Origin of the sequence: Rhodococcus sp. F64268, from assembly GCF_023015605.1 — a bacterium.
Classification (GTDB): domain Bacteria; phylum Actinomycetota; class Actinomycetes; order Mycobacteriales; family Mycobacteriaceae; genus Rhodococcus.
The window spans coordinates 58195-75854 of the sequence record NZ_JALKAI010000004.1 but is presented as its reverse complement, the minus strand read 5'-3'; the positions used below and the strand labels follow the sequence as shown (position 1 = coordinate 75854).

Annotated in this window: 17 protein-coding genes; 5 read left to right on the top strand and 12 right to left on the bottom strand. The window is 64.8% G+C overall.

Translation table 11 applies throughout. The annotated features are described in order from the left end of the window. Positions 1–50 precede the first annotated feature (50 nt). Positions 51–2828, top strand: coding sequence for an FAD-binding and (Fe-S)-binding domain-containing protein (locus MWU77_RS10740; protein WP_247273647.1), 2778 nt, complete (start codon positions 51–53; stop codon positions 2826–2828). 131 nt (positions 2829–2959) lie between these two features. On the opposite strand, the gene MWU77_RS10735 is transcribed toward MWU77_RS10740, so the two are convergent. From MWU77_RS10735 to MWU77_RS10710, 6 genes are all read right to left on the bottom strand, one after another. Next, positions 2960–3313: a hypothetical protein gene (locus tag MWU77_RS10735; RefSeq protein ID WP_247273646.1), complete on the bottom strand. Its 354-nt coding sequence runs from the start codon at positions 3311–3313 to the stop codon at positions 2960–2962. Positions 3314–3609: 296 nt separating this feature from the next. Beyond that, on the bottom strand, positions 3610–4035 hold the full coding sequence (locus MWU77_RS10730) for a hypothetical protein (RefSeq protein WP_247273645.1): 426 nt from the start codon (positions 4033–4035) through the stop codon (positions 3610–3612). 301 nt (positions 4036–4336) lie between these two features. Further along, positions 4337–4996: a solute carrier organic anion transporter gene (locus MWU77_RS10725; RefSeq protein ID WP_247273644.1), complete on the bottom strand. Its 660-nt coding sequence runs from the start codon at positions 4994–4996 to the stop codon at positions 4337–4339. 8 nt (positions 4997–5004) lie between these two features. Then, positions 5005–6165, bottom strand: a complete 1161-nt coding sequence (locus MWU77_RS10720; RefSeq protein WP_247273643.1) for a hypothetical protein — start codon at positions 6163–6165, stop codon at positions 5005–5007. Continuing rightward, entirely contained in the window at positions 6162–6437 is a 276-nt protein-coding gene (locus MWU77_RS10715; protein ID WP_169689267.1) for a hypothetical protein, read from the bottom strand. Before MWU77_RS10715 ends, MWU77_RS10720 begins: the two co-directional genes overlap by 4 nt. Next, on the bottom strand, positions 6434–6745 hold the full coding sequence (locus tag MWU77_RS10710; protein WP_247273642.1) for an SseB family protein: 312 nt from the start codon (positions 6743–6745) through the stop codon (positions 6434–6436). The genes MWU77_RS10715 and MWU77_RS10710 overlap by 4 nt, the downstream gene beginning before the upstream one ends. A 126-nt stretch (positions 6746–6871) precedes the next feature. Here MWU77_RS10710 and MWU77_RS10705 point away from each other — a divergent pair, with 126 nt between their 5' ends. Beyond that, positions 6872–7306, top strand: a complete 435-nt coding sequence (locus tag MWU77_RS10705; protein ID WP_247273641.1) for a DoxX family protein — start codon at positions 6872–6874, stop codon at positions 7304–7306. On the opposite strand, the gene MWU77_RS10700 is transcribed toward MWU77_RS10705, so the two are convergent. From MWU77_RS10700 to MWU77_RS10690, 3 genes are all read right to left on the bottom strand, one after another. Beyond that, complete coding sequence (locus tag MWU77_RS10700; protein WP_247274097.1) at positions 7284–9164, bottom strand: galactan 5-O-arabinofuranosyltransferase; 1881 nt, start codon at positions 9162–9164, stop codon at positions 7284–7286. The genes MWU77_RS10705 and MWU77_RS10700 overlap by 23 nt on opposite strands. 123 nt (positions 9165–9287) lie before the next feature. Continuing rightward, entirely contained in the window at positions 9288–10049 is a 762-nt protein-coding gene (locus MWU77_RS10695; protein WP_169689270.1) for a decaprenylphospho-beta-D-erythro-pentofuranosid-2-ulose 2-reductase, read from the bottom strand. Beyond that, positions 10049–11473 carry an FAD-binding oxidoreductase gene (locus MWU77_RS10690; RefSeq protein ID WP_247273640.1) on the bottom strand — a complete coding sequence of 475 codons (1425 nt, stop codon included), beginning with the start codon at positions 11471–11473 and terminating at the stop codon, positions 10049–10051. The genes MWU77_RS10695 and MWU77_RS10690 overlap by 1 nt, the downstream gene beginning before the upstream one ends. Before the next feature lie 128 nt (positions 11474–11601). Here MWU77_RS10690 and MWU77_RS10685 point away from each other — a divergent pair, with 128 nt between their 5' ends. Beyond that, a complete protein-coding gene (locus MWU77_RS10685; protein WP_308198789.1) occupies positions 11602–12081 on the top strand; it encodes a GtrA family protein in 480 nt (159 codons plus the stop codon). 49 nt (positions 12082–12130) lie between these two features. Here the strand turns inward: MWU77_RS10685 and MWU77_RS10680 are convergent, their stop codons facing one another. The 3 genes from MWU77_RS10680 to rfbA all read right to left on the bottom strand — a co-directional run bounded on the left by MWU77_RS10680 (position 12131) and on the right by rfbA (position 14564). Continuing rightward, positions 12131–12979 carry a type IV toxin-antitoxin system AbiEi family antitoxin domain-containing protein gene (locus MWU77_RS10680; protein WP_247273639.1) on the bottom strand — a complete coding sequence of 283 codons (849 nt, stop codon included), beginning with the start codon at positions 12977–12979 and terminating at the stop codon, positions 12131–12133. A gap of 123 nt (positions 12980–13102) precedes the next feature. Further along, positions 13103–13684, bottom strand: coding sequence for a dTDP-4-dehydrorhamnose 3,5-epimerase family protein (locus MWU77_RS10675; RefSeq protein WP_169689273.1), 582 nt, complete (start codon positions 13682–13684; stop codon positions 13103–13105). A 4-nt stretch (positions 13685–13688) separates the two neighbouring features. Beyond that, positions 13689–14564: a glucose-1-phosphate thymidylyltransferase RfbA gene (gene rfbA / locus MWU77_RS10670; protein ID WP_169689274.1), complete on the bottom strand. Its 876-nt coding sequence runs from the start codon at positions 14562–14564 to the stop codon at positions 13689–13691. Between the two features lie 33 nt (positions 14565–14597). On the opposite strand from rfbA, the gene rfbB reads away from it, so the two are divergent. Together rfbB and MWU77_RS10660 are read left to right on the top strand one after the other, a co-directional pair. Beyond that, on the top strand, positions 14598–15605 hold the full coding sequence (rfbB, locus tag MWU77_RS10665; protein ID WP_247273638.1) for a dTDP-glucose 4,6-dehydratase: 1008 nt from the start codon (positions 14598–14600) through the stop codon (positions 15603–15605). A 147-nt stretch (positions 15606–15752) separates the two neighbouring features. Continuing rightward, the gene (locus tag MWU77_RS10660; RefSeq protein WP_169689276.1) at positions 15753–17657 is read left to right on the top strand and encodes a glycosyltransferase; all 1905 of its coding nucleotides are present in this window, start codon (positions 15753–15755) and stop codon (positions 17655–17657) included. Positions 17658–17660: the final 3 nt, after the last annotated feature.

Sequence of the window (17660 nt, the reverse complement as noted above, 5' to 3'; positions counted from 1 at the left end):
CTGCTCGACCTGATCCGGCGAGCGACACAACACAGTTAGCATCGGTCAGCATGGAGATCTCGTCGGCGATCGGCACTCGCCTCCGCCAAGCGGGGATCTCCGATGTTCGAGACGACAGCACCACTCGCGCGATGTACTCGTCCGATGCCTCGCTCTATCGGGTGCCGCCACAGGTCGTCGTCTGCCCTCGCAGCGTCGACGATGTAGCGGCTGCCCTCGACGTATGCCGCCGTGAAGGAGTGCCGCTCACCTCCCGCGGCGCGGGCACCTCGCTCGCGGGCAACGCTGTCGGAACCGGGGTGGTGCTCGACTTCTCCCGCCACATGGGGCGTGTGCTCGAGATCGACCCCCAGCACCGCACCGCGCGCGTGCAACCAGGAGCAGTGCAAGCCACCGTGCAGCGGGCCGCAGCGCCGCACGGACTTCGGTTCGGCCCCGACCCGTCGACCCACAACCGCTGCACGATCGGCGGGATGATCGGTAACAACGCGTGCGGCGCTCGTGCCCTCGGCTACGGCCGCACGTCCGACAACGTCGTCGGCATCGAGGTCCTCACCGGAACCGGACATCCGCTCTCACTTCCCGGCAGTGCGCCGATGCTCGATCCGCTGCGTGATCTCGTCGACGCGAACCTCGCGACGATCCGCACCGAATTCGGCCGGTTCGGCAGGCAGGTGTCCGGCTACGGACTCGAACACCTTCTTCCGGAAAATCGCTTCGACGTGCGCAAACTGTTCGTCGGAAGTGAAGGCACCCTCGGTGTGCTCACCGAGGCAACAGTGCAGTTGGTTGCCGATTCGCCGGTGCGCACCATGGTTGCCCTCGGCTACCCCGACATCGTCGCCGCAGGCAACGCCGCCCACACTTTGCTCCGGTTCCGTCCCACGGCGTGTGAAGGCCTCGATTCGCGCATCGTCGACATCGTCCGTACCCGGCGTGGGCCCGGCTCGGTCCCACCGCTTCCGCGTGGTGCGGCGTGGCTGTTCGTCGAACTCGTCGGTGACGACTTCGGCGAGGTCCACGACCGTGCCGTATCGATGGTCGAGTTCTCCGGTGCAATCGACGCCCTGCACATCGATGATCCGGCACGCGCCGCGGCACTGTGGCGCATCCGGGAGGATGGCTCCGGGTTGTCCGCCCGCAGCCCGCGCGGATTGCCCGCGCACGCCGGATGGGAAGACGCCGCGGTGCCCCCGGACCGCATCGGAGACTACCTGCGCGATTTCGAGCAGCTCACCGACAGTTACGGCATCACCGGCTACCCGTACGGACATTTCGCCGACGGCTGCATCCACATCCGGCTCGACATCCCACTCGAGATGCCCGGACTGTTCCGCGAATTCCTCTTTGCTGCAGGTCGTTTGGTGGCCTCGTACGGAGGTTCGATGTCCGGCGAGCACGGCGACGGACGGGCCCGCAGCGAACTGCTCCCGTTGATGTACTCAGGCGCTGCGCTGCGCCTCTTCGGCGCCGTCAAAGCCGTCTTCGACCCCGAGAACCTGCTCAACCCAGGTGTCCTCGTCGACCCGCGTCCCGTCGACGCCGACCTACGCGTGCCTGCGGCGCCCGCCGTCCGCACCGGCCTCGCGTTCCGGTATCGGGACGACGACGGCAACTTCACCCAGGCCGTGCACCGGTGCACCGGCGTCGGGAAGTGTCGCGCCGATACGACGGCTGTCGGTGGGGTGATGTGCCCGTCGTATCTCGCCACCCGCGAGGAGAAGGATTCGACGCGCGGCCGGGCCAGGGCTCTGCAGGAAATGCTCAACGGCTCGTTGGTCTCCGGAGGGTGGGCCTCGCCGGAGGTGCACGAAACCCTCGACCTGTGCCTGTCGTGCAAAGGATGCGCGTCGGATTGCCCCACCGGTGTCGACATGGCCACGTGGAAGTCGGAGGTACTGCACCAGACGTACCGCGGTCGCCGACGTCCGATCAGTCACTACACCCTCGGTCGGTTACCGCAGTGGGCAGCACTCGCCACGCGAATTCCCAAGGTGGTCAACTCGATCGCCAAGGTTCCGGGTGTGGGGTCGGCGGGATTGATGCTCGGCGGCATGGACAGGCGAAGGAACGTACCCGCCTTCGCACCCCGCAATTTCCGGCGCTGGTTCGCCGAGACCGCGGGACAGCGGTCACGCACGGGCGAGCCTGTCCTGCTGTTCGTCGACACGTTCACCGATTACTTCACTCCCGAAGTCGGGATGGCGGCGGTCGAGGTCCTCGAGGCGGCCGGGTACCGTGTCCGGATCACCGAGAAGCAACAGTGTTGCGCTCTCACGTGGATCACCACCGGCCAGCTCGACGATGCCCGAAAGATACTGGGCCGCACAGTTACCGAACTATTCCGTGCGGGGACACCGATCGTCGGTATCGAACCGTCGTGCACCGCGGTGCTGAGGTCCGACACCCTCGAACTGCTCGGCTCCGAGCCGGCCCGCGTGGTGGCGGAATCGACTCGCACGCTTGCCGAGTTGCTCGGCGACTGGGAACCACCGTCGCTGGCAGGCACGACCGTCGTCGCACAGCCCCACTGCCACCATCACGCGGTGATGGGGTGGGATGCCGATGCAGCGCTGCTCAAACGTGCCGGCGCGGAAATCACCCGGCTCGGCGGCTGTTGCGGTCTCGCCGGAAATTTCGGGGTCGAACGCGGTCACTACGACGTGTCGGTCGCGGTCGCGAACAACCAGCTGGTTCCCGCTGTCGAATCCGCCGCCGCCGACACGGTTGTGCTCGCCGACGGTTACTCGTGCCGCACTCAGATCGGCGACCTCACCAATCGTCGCGGCACTCATCTGGCGGAGCTGCTCGCGTCGCGGTTGCCGTAGGAGACAGCGCCGCATCGTCGACCACAATGTTCGTGCGCGTCGCACGAGTGGACATCAGAGTTGTCGGCACACTGGCGGCGGCAGCGGCGCTCATGCGACGACAATCAGGTCGGTGTCAGGTACGAGACGGTTCACTCGCGGTGTCTTCCGCGTGAGCGTTTGTCGTTGACCGGGCGTGGTCCGAGTTCGTAGGGGATTTGCAGGATGCGGCGGGTTTTGGCGTCGATGTCGCAGTTTCCGGATGCGATGGAGTGGAGGATGCCGTTGTAGACGAGGTCCCAGAGGTCGGGGTTGCCCTGGATCTGGCTGATCTTGAACGAGTGGATTTCGTTGCCATGTGCGTCTTTCAGCCGTAGGACGCGGTTTGTTCCGTCGGCGGAGAATCGGATGCGGGTGAGGTGATAGGTGTCGACCCAGCTGGTGCGCCATTGCACCCAGGTGGCACCGGCGGCGGTCCAGTGGTTCTTGGTCGCACGAAACATCATCCATGGGAAGAGTATTAGCAGTCCCCATGCCCACCATTCGCTGATCCAATCGAAACCGCCTTCCTTCGCCGTTCCAAAGGCTGCGAGTATTCCCGCGGTCAATGCGGCATCGACGAACTGCGAACGTGCTGTGGGTTGGATCCACTCGATTCTGGGGCCGCATTCGGGAGGAGGAGGTGGGTTTCGCGGCGGGCGGTCTCGTGGGGTGAATTCGGTACTGCGTTGGATGCGTGGTGCGCGGGGTGGCCGAGGTTCGCCGGTGATCGGGTCGGGCATCGGTGGTAGGTCGGGACTGGTCATCCGCGACGTTTCCCTCGGGTGCGTTTGTCGTTGACCGGGCGTGGTCCGAGTTCGTAGGGGATTTGCAGGATGCGGCGGGTTTTGGCGTCGATGTCGCAGTTGCCGGATGCGACGGAGTGAAGGATGCCGTTGTAGACGAGGTCCCAGAGGTCGGGGTTGCCCTGGAGATCGTGGATCTTGAAGGAGTGGATTTCGTTGCCGTGTGCGTCTTTCAGCCGTAGGACGCGGTTTGTTCCGTCGGCGGAGAATCGGATGCGGGTGAGTTGGTAGGTGTCGACCCAGCTGCTGCGCCATTGCACCCAGGTGGCACCGGCGGCGGTCCAGTGGTTTCTTGTGGCGCGGAACATGATCCAGGCGCCGGCGAGCATGATCGCCCAAAACCACCACCAGCGGACCCATTCGAATCCGGCCTGTACCGACATAAGGGCGATGGAAAGGCTTGCCATTATCGCTGCAGCGAAACACTGCTCGCGAAACGTGGGTTGGTTCCATTCGAGCATCGGTCCGAAGGGGTCCGGTGGTGGAGTGGGGCAGTTTCGAGGGGGACGGCCCACGGGTGTTTGTTCTGTGCCCCGGTGGATGCGTGGTGCGCGCGGAGGGCGGGGTTCTCCAATTATGGGGTCGGGGATGGGAGGCAGGGCTGTTTCCGACATTGTCATCCTCAGAAAAGAGCACTGGCATCGGGTGCGCTGGCGACAGCGGCACTCGCGTCAATCTGGGGGTTCACCATCCGCGGCGTCGTCCCTTGCTGCGTTTGTCGTTGACCGGGCGTGGTCCGAGTTCGTAGGGGATTTGCAGGATGCGGCGGGTTTTGGCGTCGATGTCGCAGTTGCCGGAGGCGACGGAGTGGAGGATGCCGTTGTAGACGAGGTCCCAGAGGTCGGGGTTGCCCTGGATCTGGCTGATCTTGAACGAGTGGATTTCGTTGCCGTGTACGTCTTTCAGTCGTAGGACGCGGTTGGTTCCGTCGGCGGAGAATCGGATGCGGGTGAGGTGATAGGTGTCGACCCAGCTGGTGCGCCACTGCACCCAGGTGGCACCGGCGGCGGTCCAGTGGTTTCTTGTGGCGCCGAACATCACCCATGCACTTGCGGCCATGATCAGCCAGATGCCCCACCAAGTGATCCACCGGAATCCTCCGTTGGTGAGGGTGAGATACGCGACTGCGATCCCTATCATCATGAGCGCGGCGATGTACGGATCGCGGGCGGTGGGCTGGATCCATTCGAGGGTGGGGCCCAGATGGCGTGGTGGTTCAGGGGGATTCCGTGGCTCTCGGTCGGAGGGGGTGTTCTGCGTGCCCCGATGAATCCGCGGCGCGCGGGGAGGTCGGGGTTCTCCGGTAACCGGGTCGGAGATCCGGGGCAGGTCCGTTGCGTCCATTCCAGTCCTTAGAAAAGGTTTCCGACCCAGCGTGCCGCTGACCCCGCGGCGCCGGAGATGTCGTCCCAGTGTTCGATCGCTTCACCGACGCCGAATGCGACCCCGACTCCGGCGCCGACAGCGAGCAGTGTGACAGGGCCGCCGGCAGCACTGGCGAGGATCAATTCGGTGGCGATGGTGCCCGCGACGAACCCGCCGACGTCCTTGGCGACCGCTTTGACTGCGTCGCCACCATTGTCAGCATCACTGACGTTGGAGTAGGTTTGCAATGCGGTCAAGCTCAAACCAACAACAGGAACCTTGGATCCGAGCGATTTCAGTGTCGATCCGTCAGGCATGAAGTCGCCGACGTTCTTCCCGAGCAGTTCTACGAACTTGGTTTCACCGAGCCCTGCGAGCAGCCGGGAGTTCTCCGCAGCGAATCGCGCTGCGTCGTCGGCTCCACCTTGGAAGGCTCGAACAGCTCTCGCTGCGGTGGCTTCTGGGTATGGATCCCCCAGCCGGGCCGCTTCCGCGGCGAGTTCGTGTAATCGGGCCAGGTTCGCGCTTCGGCTGTCGGCGATCGGACGCCATTTCGCCAGTTCGGAAAAAGCCGTCGCCACATATCCGGTGGCTGCGAACGCCGCCATCCAGCCCCACTGGGCCTCTGCGTCCTTCAGGATCGTCGTCGGCCCGCGCAGTGCCTCCGCGAACCTGCTGTGCGCTGCGACCTCGATCCCGCGACCCTCCGCGACGAGCCCCGCCGCATTCTCGTAAGCCGCAACCTGCTTTGCTCGAAGAACCTGGGGTGCAACATCGTACGAGTTCGGATCGATCTCGATCGGCTCGCCGATCCCGGTGCCGAACTCCACGGGAATGCCGGCTTCCGAAGCTGTCGCCTCGGCTTGCGACATTCGCGCTCGGGCGGTGACGAGCTCATCGGCGAATACACGCAGGGCGGCGGCAACCACGTCGATCTGGTCTGCGGCCTCGGTGGTTCCGGCGATGATGCCGTCGAGCGTCGACCGGAACTCGTCGCCTGCCGTGCTCCTGAACTCGTACTCGGACTCTGCGCGGCCGTCGCGTGCCGACTTCAGCTGATCCGTTACACCGGTTGCGAGAGTGGCGAGCGAATCCGCGCACGCGTAGCACGAGGCGGGGTCGCCGAAGACATGGGTGTCGAGGCTCATTGTTCACCGGCCTTCGCGATCCCCTGCGCGTTGTGATCATCGGTTTCCTGGTAGGCGCGCAGACTGTCCTGGGTGACGTCGGCTGCGTTGGCCAGCGACCGGACTGCCACGTCCAACGCGGATGCGATCGATCCGAGAGTGTCTACGAGCAGCACGGTGGACGGACCGGCGTCGGGTATTTCGGCTGCGTCGGATCCGAGGTCGTTGATCCCGATCGCTCCGGTTGCCAGACGGCGCGCGACGGCGTTGAGATCTCCGATTTCGATGCTCACCGGGTTCGCGTCCGTCCGAGCGGGTCCTGCAGCCAGCCTCCAGACCGACGGTATTCGTCCTCGGCCGCAGGTGGTGGCTGTGCGGCGTCGAGCAAGACCACGTCGTATCCGGTGGTGCGGTGGATTTCCTGCAGTCCGGCGCTGTCGACACCCATCCACGGCTGCCGCGGTCCGCAGCAGCGCACCAATTCCTGCAGTGACGTGTAGGCAGGTAGAGCCAGCTGACCGTCCGGAAGAGTGCGCATCTCCAGCCGAACCTGTCCCGACTTGTCGCGTCGTCGAGTCGGCACGTACAGGATGTCGCTCATCGAATCCCCCCAGATCCTGTCGCACCCCCGTACGACCGGTTGCGACCTTACCGCAGCGGCGATGAGTTTCCGTGCGGAGCCGGGTCGGTATCGGTGACATCAGCGCATCGAATCCAGGAGATCATCATGACCACCCATTCCGCCACCGACCGCGATTCTCACACCCGCGCCGAATCACCTGGCCGGGGCGCGCACATCGCCGGCCTGATCGTCAGCGGCCTCGTCGTCCTGTTTCTGCTCTTCGACTCCGTCATTCATCTCATGAACACCTCGCAGGTGCAGGAGGCCATGGCCGACCTCGGCTTCGATCCGAGCCTGAACAGGGTGTTCGGGATCGTGCTGCTGATCTGCCTCGTGCTCTACGTCGTGCCGACGACAGCGATCCTCGGTGCGGTACTGCTCACCGGATACCTCGGCGGAGCGGTCGCGACCAACCTGCTCACCGAGCAGCCGATCGTCAGCACCACACTGTTCCCGATCTACACCGGAATCTTCGTGTGGGGCGGATTGTGGCTGCGCGACAACGGAGTTCGAAGCATCATGCCCCTTCGGCGCGGGTAACCACAGCGAACGGCCCCACCTCGGTGATTGTGAAACGTGGATCGTCGAACAAGGTCTCGGGGAAGGTGACCGTGTATCGGCGGACATTCGGGTCGTTCGGATAGACGTCCTCGGCCAACCGAAGTGTGTAACCCTCGGTGCCCTGTCGGAAGACGATGGCGTCGGGGGCACGCCACTGCAGCGAATCCCACGCGGAGAGAAGTTCTTCGGACGATCCGAGTTCCGACCATTCTTCGATCGCCGCTGCACGACCCGCGAAGTCTGCGAGGGGATTCGCGTAGTGCGACGTCAGCGCTTGGAAACCGAAGTACGGGTAGTACGCGAGGAACGCGGTGTCGGCGGTGAGGATCACGTGGTCGTCGCGCTCACCACCGAGCTGCGAACGCAGTGTCTCGTCGATCTCCGAGTAATACGATGCGGCGCCCGGTGGCCGCTGGTCGGCGCGTTCACCGTTGCCGTCGGTGTCGGTGTAGGCGACGGTGATCTCGTTCCCGAGAACTTGCGGAATGTTCTGGGTGAACGCCAGCGCACCGAGTGCGCCCACCGCGACGAGCACACGCCGCACATTCGGGTTGTCGCTCGAGGCGAGGCTGATCCATCGCGAGAATTCGACGAACGCGAATGCACCCGCCGTACCGAGCAGCACCAGCAGGATCACTTCGAGCCGGAACGCGAGCAGCGTATTGCCCAGCGCAGTGAACGCCATCGACCCCAGGAACCACAGGTACACAGAGATGACGCCGAGCCCGAGCGCCTGAGCACGCCGCGATGACGTCGCCCGCCCGATCAGCCACACACTGCCGAGCAGGCACAACAACCCGATCAGCGACATGTGGAACATCGGCAGGGGCAGGCTCGCGCCCGTGTCGGGTAGGTAGTGGGTCGCGGAACCCGAGCCGGCGGTCGAACCGCCCCCGAGCACGTCGAGCAGGAACGGCGCCCACACGATCAGCGCGACGAGCCCCGCGATCACCGCGATGGAGACGAATCGCACGAGCACCGGCATCGTGCTGCGCCACGAACCGTCGGCCCGCTTGGCGAGTACTGCCGCGACCACCGCCATCACCGTCACCGCGAACGCGGCCAGACCCAGGTACAGCGTGTAGAACGTCGCCGCGACCCCGAGGAACAGGCCGGTACCCACCACCGCGCCCCACCCCTGCCGTGCGCGTTTCTGGTAGTCATCGCTACCAGAAGCGCGCACGGGGTTGAGGGCGCCCCAGGCCAGCACCAGAGCCGGTGCGATCAGCAGCGCGATCACCGCGCCGTACGGCTCCGGCGACCCGTACGCCAGCACGATCACCGTCGATGCGGTCGCCACGAGCACCGCGAGATCCGACCGGACGAGTTCCGACCACAGCGCCAGCGCCACGACCGCCGCGACCGCCAATGAGGCGATGGCATAGGGCTTGAATGCCTCCCATCCATCCATCCCCAGCAGGTTCGCGACACGGCCGCCGACCCAGAACCACCCGGCCGGATAGAACGGCGGCATGTCGGCGTAGTTCATGTCGCGCAGGGCTGCGCTGTCGGTCAGTCGCGTGAGGAACTGCGTGCGGAACTCCTGATCGACGGAGATTCCGTGCAGATACAGCTTCGTCGCTGCCAGGGGCATCCCGAGGGTCGCGGTGACGAGGCCGGACAGCGCCGCCCACGACAGCACGCGCGCACCCGTCACCCACTTGCGGCGACGCAGCAGGTAGATCGAGCACCCGAGCGCAGCCAGAGCGACGAACTGCATGACAGTCGTGACGGCCTGTGTGACGTTCGACGAGTTGAACGCCGGCCATTGCACTCGTGCGAACGCGAACAGTCCCACTGCAGAAACGAAGATCGCGACGACCACGGCCGCAACCATGCGACCGGCGGTCGTCGCGATCTTCCGAAACGGAGCGACGGGGATGACGGTGGGACTCTCGGCGACTGTCACGGGACCCGAGCCTAGTGAAGCTGTGGGCTCAGGCGGTGAAGCCGGGGCCGGTCAGATCGGTAGCTTGCGGAAGACGGCGCGCGGAATGTGCCGCAGCACGATCATCACGAACCGGAAGGGACCCGGCGCCCACACGATTTCCTTGCCCTTGTCGGATGCGGATACCGCGAGCGCAGCTACATCTTCCTTGTTCACGGTCAGCGGCGCTTCGTCGACATGCGCGCTGAACTTGGTGCGAACCTGGCCGGGGCGCACCACGGTGACGCGGGGACCGAACGGGCGCAGCGCCTCGCCGAGACCCAGGTAGAAGCCGTCGAGGCCCGCCTTCGACGAGCCGTACATGAAGTTGGCACGCTTGACGCGCTCACCGGCCACCGACGACATCGCGATGATCCGGCCGAAGCCCTGCGCCTTCATCTTCTCGCCGATGAGTACACCGACGGACACCGACGCCGTGTAGTTCACATTCGCGACGCGGACGGCCTTGGCCTGGTTCTGCCACAGTTCCTCGGAGTCACCGTCGAGACCGAAGGCGACGACGGCGATGTCGACGTCGCCACCTGCCCATGCCTCGTCGATGACTTTCGGGTGGGATTCGGTGTTGAGCGCGTCGAAGTCGATGACGTCGACCTTCGTCGCACCCGCAGCATTCATCTGGGCGACGGATGCGTCGCGCAGCGGGTCGCCCGGCAGTGTCGCGAGGATGACGCGGGCGGGTGCCTTACGCAGGTACTCCTCGACGATGGCCAGGCCGATCTCGGAGGTGCCACCGAGAAGCAGCAGGGTCTGGGGATTGCCGACGGCATTGATCATCAGTGCAGTTCCAACCTTCTGGACATATCGGAGGCGAAGACGTTGGTGGGGTCGACCGTGCGGCGCACCTTGAGCCACTCGTCGATCCTCGGGTACATCGAGTGGAAGGTTTCCGCGTCGGTCCGCGAATCCTTTGCCGTGTAGAGGCGACCACCGAACTCGAGGACGCGCTTGTCGAGTTCGCGCACGAACTCGTTCAGGCCCGCCTTGATCGGGAAGTCGACGCAGATGTTCCAGCCCTTCATGGGGAAACTCAGCGGCGCCTTGTTGCCCTCACCGAACAGCTTGAAGACGTTGAGGAACGAGTAGTGCCCCGACTTCTGGATGTCGATGATGATCTTCTTGAACTCTTCGACGGCTTCGGTGGGGACCACGAACTGGTACTGGAGGAAACCCTTGGATCCGTAAGCGCGGTTCCACTCGCCGAACAGATCGAGCGGGTGATAGAACGCGGTCAGGTTCTGGATCTGGCCCGTTGCGTTCTTCGTCTTGCGGTAGTACAGCTCGCCGACGATCGAGAAGTCGAACTTGTTCGCCAGGCCGTTCGGGAACACGTCGGGAAGGGTGATCAGCGTCGGCGCGTCGAAGGCCAGCGGATTCTTCTGCAGTTTCTTCGGCAGCTGATCGAGTGTTGCTAGTGAGCCCCGTGACACAGCTCCGCGGCCCAGCTTCGGGGGCGCCGAGATCGCGTCGAACCAGGTGCTCGAGTAGTCGTACTTGTCCTCGGAGCCGTCGCTGTGCACGGCGATCGTCTCGTCGAGGGATTCGGTGCGCATGCTGTCGGCGATGAAGTACGCCGTCTCGGTGGGTGTCATCTCGATGGTCGCGCGCAGGATGATGCCCGTCAGACCCATACCGCCGACCGTGGCCCAGAACAGCTTGGAGTTGCGTCCCGTCGGGCCGCAGGTGCGGACCTGACCGTCTGCGGTGAGCAGGTCGATCGAGCGCACGTGGTTGCCGAAGCTGCCCGCGCTGTGGTGGTTCTTGCCGTGGATGTCGGAGCCGATGGCACCGCCGATCGTCACCTGGCGGGTGCCGGGCAGGACCGGCACCCACAGGCCGAACGGCAGCGCCGCACGCATCAGCTGGTCGAGCGTCACACCGCCGTCCACCACGACCTTGCAGGACTCGCGGTCGACACTGTGGATCTTGTTCAGGGCCGTCATGTCGATGACGAGCCCACCCGCGTTCTGCGCGGGATCGCCGTAGGAGCGACCGAGACCGCGCGCGATGACACCGCGGCGCAGGTGCGTCGGCTTCGACTCGTTCTGCTCCGCGACCTGCGCCACGGCCTTGGCGATCAGCTCGACGTCGGGTGTGGAGAGCACCTCGGCGGTGGTCGGCGCGGTGCGCCCCCATCCGGTCAGGGTGCGTGTCTGGGTGGGGAGAGGCTCGCTCGCCTGCTCTTCAGCTGTCGTAGACATCGAGGTAGAGGCTACCCGCGTCAGCTCACTACCCGGCAAGATGCCGTAGGTCACTGGTTGCGTTTCGGTGAGAATCTCCATGTAGTGGCGGTGCGGATTGTGGCGCGGCGGACGCTACCCTCGACTCCGTGCCCGAACCCCACGACCACGTCCAGCCGCTGCCGGAACACCATGTTCCGCTCGCTCCCGAGCTGCCGCTGACCGACTCGACCGCAGACGAAGCGCTCGACCTGAAGACGCAGCTGGTGCGGTTCGTGGTTACCGGAGGGCTGTCGGCCATCGTCGACTACGGCCTGTATGTGCTGCTCATGGCGCTCGGCGTCACCCGTGATATTGCGAAGGCGCTGTCCTTCATCGCGGGTACCACCACCGCGTACCTCATCAACCGGCGCTGGACCTTCCAGGCGCCGCCGAGCCGGTTGCGGTTCGCCGCTGTTGTGATCTTGTATGCGGTGACGTTCGCCGCCCAGGTCGGGATCAACCGGGTGCTCAACGAGTCGCTCGGTGACGATTGGTGGGTCACCCCGTTCGCCTTCGTGGTCGCCCAAGGTGTGGCGACGGTCATCAACTTCGTCGTGCAGAGGCTCGTCATCTTCCGGATCCGCTGAAGATTTGGTGGCTTCTTGTCCGCTCAGCGAACCATTTCTCACCAAGGATTCACCGGTGTCGTGACATCGCCGTCCGAATCTGGCGAAGTACACCTTCGGGATCCTGGGTCAGCGTGTGCCACGTGAATCGCAGGACGTGCCAGCCGGCGTCGACCAGGACGTTCTGTCGTTCCGCGTCGCGCCGGTGCCGCTGCGCGTCGCGGTGCCAGGCCCAGCCGTCGATCTCGATGGCGACGCGCTCGGCGTCGAACACCACGTCGATTTCGTAACCGCAACTCCTCGCGTGGGCACGCCACCCGATCAGGCCGGCAGTACGCAGAAGACGATGCAGGATCCGTTCGGCTTCCGAATGTCCGCCATCGCCGGCGGAGCACAGTAGCCGTGCTGCAGCACGTGCCCCGTGCCGCCCCGAGTTTCTGCGATGCACCCGCTGGAGGACCTCGAGCGACGTGTGGCGCTGCAGCGCACGGTCCATGAGCACGGATCCGTTCGGTAACTCCACTGCAGCCTCGAGAACGGTCAGCGGTAGGGCAGTGACGGGCAGGCTGCGGACTACAACTGTGTCTTTCCAGTGCAGGTCACGGCGCCGAAGGCGAACTTCATGTCTTCGTGGAAGCGCTCGACGATGAGTCACCGTGACGTAGTGGTGGCCGGGTGGACGATCGAGGAGTCCGTGCCACCACGCGGCACTCGGTCCCCAAGCAACGGCATCCCGCCCAGCGCAGTACACCGCCGCGCGAAGGCTCACGCTTTCGGTGTGTTCGCGGTCGGCGCGCAGGTATATGCCGGGTGCGAGGGTGGACCACTCACCGGACCGGACCTGCCGGGTCACAGTCGACGAGCTCATACCGCATTCGAGGGCTTGCGCGCGTGTGATGATCCCGTCTTGGCGAGACATGATCGCGTGGATCGCTTTACGGCTCATATTTCGTTCGACGCAGAATCGCTCGAAGCGGTTCCGCTCGTACGCAACGTTGGTGAGATATTGCCCGGAATACGGACAAGAATCCACCAAAGTCGATTAGGCGTGGGGCAGGCGACCTGCCCCGCGCGCTTCGGTGAGTGAGGGTGCTGCCCGGTCCTTGGCCGACAGCTCGTACACGAGCCGGCTTCCGCCGCGCCCGACCGTCGGCCACTCGATCCCGATCTCCGGATCCAGCGGATGAACCTCGTGCTCGCGTTCGGGGTCGTAGCCCGTCGAGCATAGGTACATCACCGTCGAGTTGTCCTCCAACGCCAGGAACCCGTGCCCCAGCCCCTCGGACAGGAAGATCGCACGACGATCGACGGTGTCGAGCAACACCGAATCCCACTGCCCGAACGTCGGCGATCCCACCCGCAGGTCGACGACGACGTCGAGCACCGACCCCGACGCACACGTCACGTATTTCGCTTGTCCCGGCGGCACATCCGCGTAGTGGATTCCGCGCAGCACACCCGCGGCCGACACCGAGCAATTGGCCTGCGCGAGATCGAGTTCCCGACCGGTCGCTTCGATGAAGCTGGACTGCTTGAACCATTCGAGGAACACCCCGCGGTCGTCGCCGAACTGCTTCGGGGTGATCTCCCATGCGCCCGCGATCTTCAGTTCTCGGTACTGCATTTCCTCAGGAGTCCTTTCCTCGTGCGACCAGGTCCAGCAGGTAGGTGCCGTAGCCCGATTTCACCAGAGGGTGTGCCAAGGCTGCCAATTCGTCGTCGGTGATGAATCCGCGTCGCCACGCAACCTCCTCGGGCACTCCGATCTTCAAGCCCTGACGCTGTTCGATGGTGCGCACGAAGTTCGACGCGTCGAGCAGCGAATCGAAGGTGCCGGTATCGAGCCACGCGGTGCCGCGGGGCAGCACCTCGACCTGAAGTCTGCCGGTCTCGAGATATGCGCGGTTGATGTCGGTGATTTCGTATTCGCCTCGCGCGGAAGGTTTCAGCGACCGCGCGATCTCGACGACGTCGTTGTCGTAGAAATACAGTCCCGGTACCGCGTAGTGCGATTTGGGGTCGGCCGGTTTCTCCTCCAGCGACAATGCGCGACCATCGGAATCGAACTCGATCACCCCGTAGGCCGACGGGTCCGAGACCCGGTACGCGAAGACGGCGCCGCCGTCGAGATCGTCGAACCGTTTGAGCTGTGTGCCGAGCCGCGGCCCGTAGAAGATGTTGTCGCCCAATACCAGAGACACGGTCTCCGCGCCGATGTGATCGGCACCCAGAACGAACGCTTGTGCCAGTCCGTCGGGCTCGTCCTGGACCGCATACGTGATGTCGATGCCGAACTGCGACCCGTCTCCGAGCAGATGCCGGAATTGGCCGGCGTCATGCGGAGTGGTGATCAGAAGGATGTCGCGGATTCCCGCGAGCATCAAGGTCGAGAGCGGGTAGTAGATCATCGGCTTGTCGTAGACGGGAGTGAGCTGCTTGCTGATACCCAGCGTGATGGGGTGCAGTCGCGAACCGGTCCCGCCGGCAAGGATGATTCCGCGCATGCCGGTCAGTGTCCCATGGGTAGGGTTGGCGTAATGAAGCTGCTCGTCACCGGCGGCGCCGGATTCATCGGCGCGAACTTCGTCCACCAGACCGTGGCCGAACGCCCCGACGTCGAGATCACCGTCCTCGACAAGCTCACCTACGCGGGAAACCTCGACTCCCTCGAACCCGTGGAAGACGCGATCACCTTCGTCCACGGCGACGTCGCCGACACCGGTCTGGTCGACCGGCTCGTCGCCGACACCGACCTTGTGGTGCACTTCGCCGCCGAATCCCACAACGACAACTCCCTGCACGACCCGTCACCGTTTGTGCAGACCAACCTGGTGGGCACGTTCGCCCTGCTCGAGGCCGTCCGCAAGCACGACGTGCGCTATCACCACATCTCCACCGATGAGGTGTACGGCGATCTCGCGCTCGATGATCCGGCGAAGTTCACCGAGGACACGCCCTACAACCCGTCGAGTCCCTACTCGTCGACGAAAGCCGGCTCCGACCTGCTCGTCCGCGCGTGGGTGCGTTCGTTCGGTATTCGCGCGACCCTGTCGAACTGCTCGAACAACTACGGGCCGTACCAGCATGTGGAGAAGTTCATTCCCCGTCAGATCACCAACGTGCTCACCGGGGTGCGGCCCAAGCTGTACGGCACCGGCACGAATGTGCGCGACTGGATCCACGTCGACGACCACAACCGTGCGGTGTGGACGATCATCGACAAGGGCGTCATCGGTGAGACCTATCTCATAGGCGCAGACGGTGAAACGGACAATCGTACCGTCGTCGAGACCGTCCTCGAACTGTGCGGGAATGACCCGGCCGGGTTCGATTTCGTTCCCGACCGCCCCGGCCACGACCTGCGTTACGCGATCGACGCGACCCGGCTGAAGACCGAACTCGGGTGGGCGCCTGTGTACAGGGATTTCCGATCCGGCCTGCACGCGACCATCGAGTGGTACCGCGCGAACGAGGCGTGGTGGCGTCCGCACAAGAACGCGACCGAGGCCGCCTACCGCCGAACGGAACGCCCACTCGAAGAGTGAGGGCGGTGCCCGTCAGGACGCAAAAAGTGCATTTCCCGCGATCCTCACCAATCGGTCGCAACTCTCACGTGATCGGCGAACGGCGGCGTTCCCGCTGATAATGTCGCATCCGGACCAACAGGATCGAGGAGATCGGGGAGTTACTCGATGGAGCAGGCACCTGCCGGCGACACGACAACTGACGGCAGCAACGTCGACGCGCTGGAGGAGGCCCTCATCGAGCCCGCACGTCGTGATCGGCTGATCGTTCAACGCGGACTGTTCGGGTCGCTCTCGCCGCGCGTACCCGAGAAGATGTACGTGGTCACCAAGGGCGACGCGGCCGCCGACCGGCACGGGCTCCAGCTCGCTGAGGGCGCGACCGCCCACACCAACACCTACTTCGGCCGGTTCGCCGCGACCTTCTGGCAGCGCTGGACCGACGTGAAGACGGTGAACCTGCAGCTCACCTACGCCTCGTCGGGTAGCGCGGCGTTCACCGTGTGGGCGTCCGACGCCCGTGGCCGTGAGCGCATCGTCACCACCTCGAAGGTCTCGGGTTCGGGCGACCTCGATCTCGAGCTTCCCATCGAGCGATTCGTCGACGGCGGCGCGATGTGGTTCTCCGTGGAGTCCAGCAACGGCTCGCTGCTCATTTCCGACGCGCGCTGGACCGTCGCCGCTCCCGAGCACCTGCGACCGGCCGCCGTCGTCATCTGTACGTTCAACCGCGCCGACGACTGCACCGTCACGGTCGGCACCCTCGCCTCCGACGACGATGCGATGGCCGACATCGACGCGGTGTGCATCGTCGACCAGGGCACCGACCAGGTGCGTTCGCGTCCCTCGTTCGCGGAGGTCGAAGAGAAGCTCGGCAAGAAGCTGATCTACCTCACGCAGCCGAACCTCGGTGGCGCGGGCGGATTCTCCCGCGGCATGTACGAGATCACCGGCTCGCCGAACTCGGCGCACGCCAACGTGATCGTCATGGACGACGACATCCTGTGCGAGCCGGAATCCGTGCTGCGACTCAACGCGTTCGCGAACATGACGGTGCAGCCCACGATCGTCGGCGCCCAGATGCTGTCGCTGAGCAACCCGCAGATCCTGCATGTCAGTGCCGAGCGTGAGGTGCTCGACGAGATCACTGCGGGTGAGCTCACCCCCGGTGCGAAGATGGGCATCGATCTCATCAAGAAGAAGCAGGATCCCCGCTTCGACGCAGGCTGGAACGGCTGGTGGACGTGCCTGCTGCCCGCCGAGATCATCGCCGAGTGTGGCCTGCCGATTCCGCTGTTCTTCCAGTGGGACGACATCGAGTACGGGATCCGAGCCCGCTTCGCCGGGCATCCCACCGTCACGCTGCCCAACGCGGGTGTGTGGCACGCCGATTTCCACCTCAAGGACTACGACGACTGGGCGCGGTACTTCAGCATCCGCAACGGTCTCGTCGTATCGGCGCTGTACGGCCGGTTCGACGGCAACGACATCTCGAAGTATCTGTTCCGCAAGATCAGCGAGCTGATCGTGTCGATGCAGTACGGCTTGGCCGCGACCTTCATCAAAGCCGCCGAGGACTTCCTCGCGGGGCCCGACTTCCTCTACGACGGAGGGCAGTCTGTGCTGAAGGAGCTGCGCGAACTTCGCGACCGCTATCCCGAGACGAAGCCGCTGCCCGCGTCGCAGGTGGGCAAGGAGTCGGATCCACATACCCAGATGAAGGTGTGGGACTTCGAGCCCGACAAGAAGCGTGAGGGGCTCGTCCTCGTGAAGCGTGCGGTGCAGCAGTTCCGGGGTAAGGTCGACCGCCGTCAGGTCACAGTGCCTGCGCACTTCGCGAACTGGTGGCACGTGTCGTTGTTCGACACCGCCGTGGTCACCGACGCGTCGCAGAATGCGGTGCGGGTGCGCCGCCGCGACAAGGACATCGCCGTCGCACTCGCGAAGCATGCCGCGAAGGTGTGCTGGCAGCTCCGCAAGGAAGCGCCGCAGATGAAGAAGACGTGGCACGACGCCATGCCCAAGCTGACCAGCCGTGAGAATTGGGCGCGCCTCTACGGCATCGGCGAGTAGTAG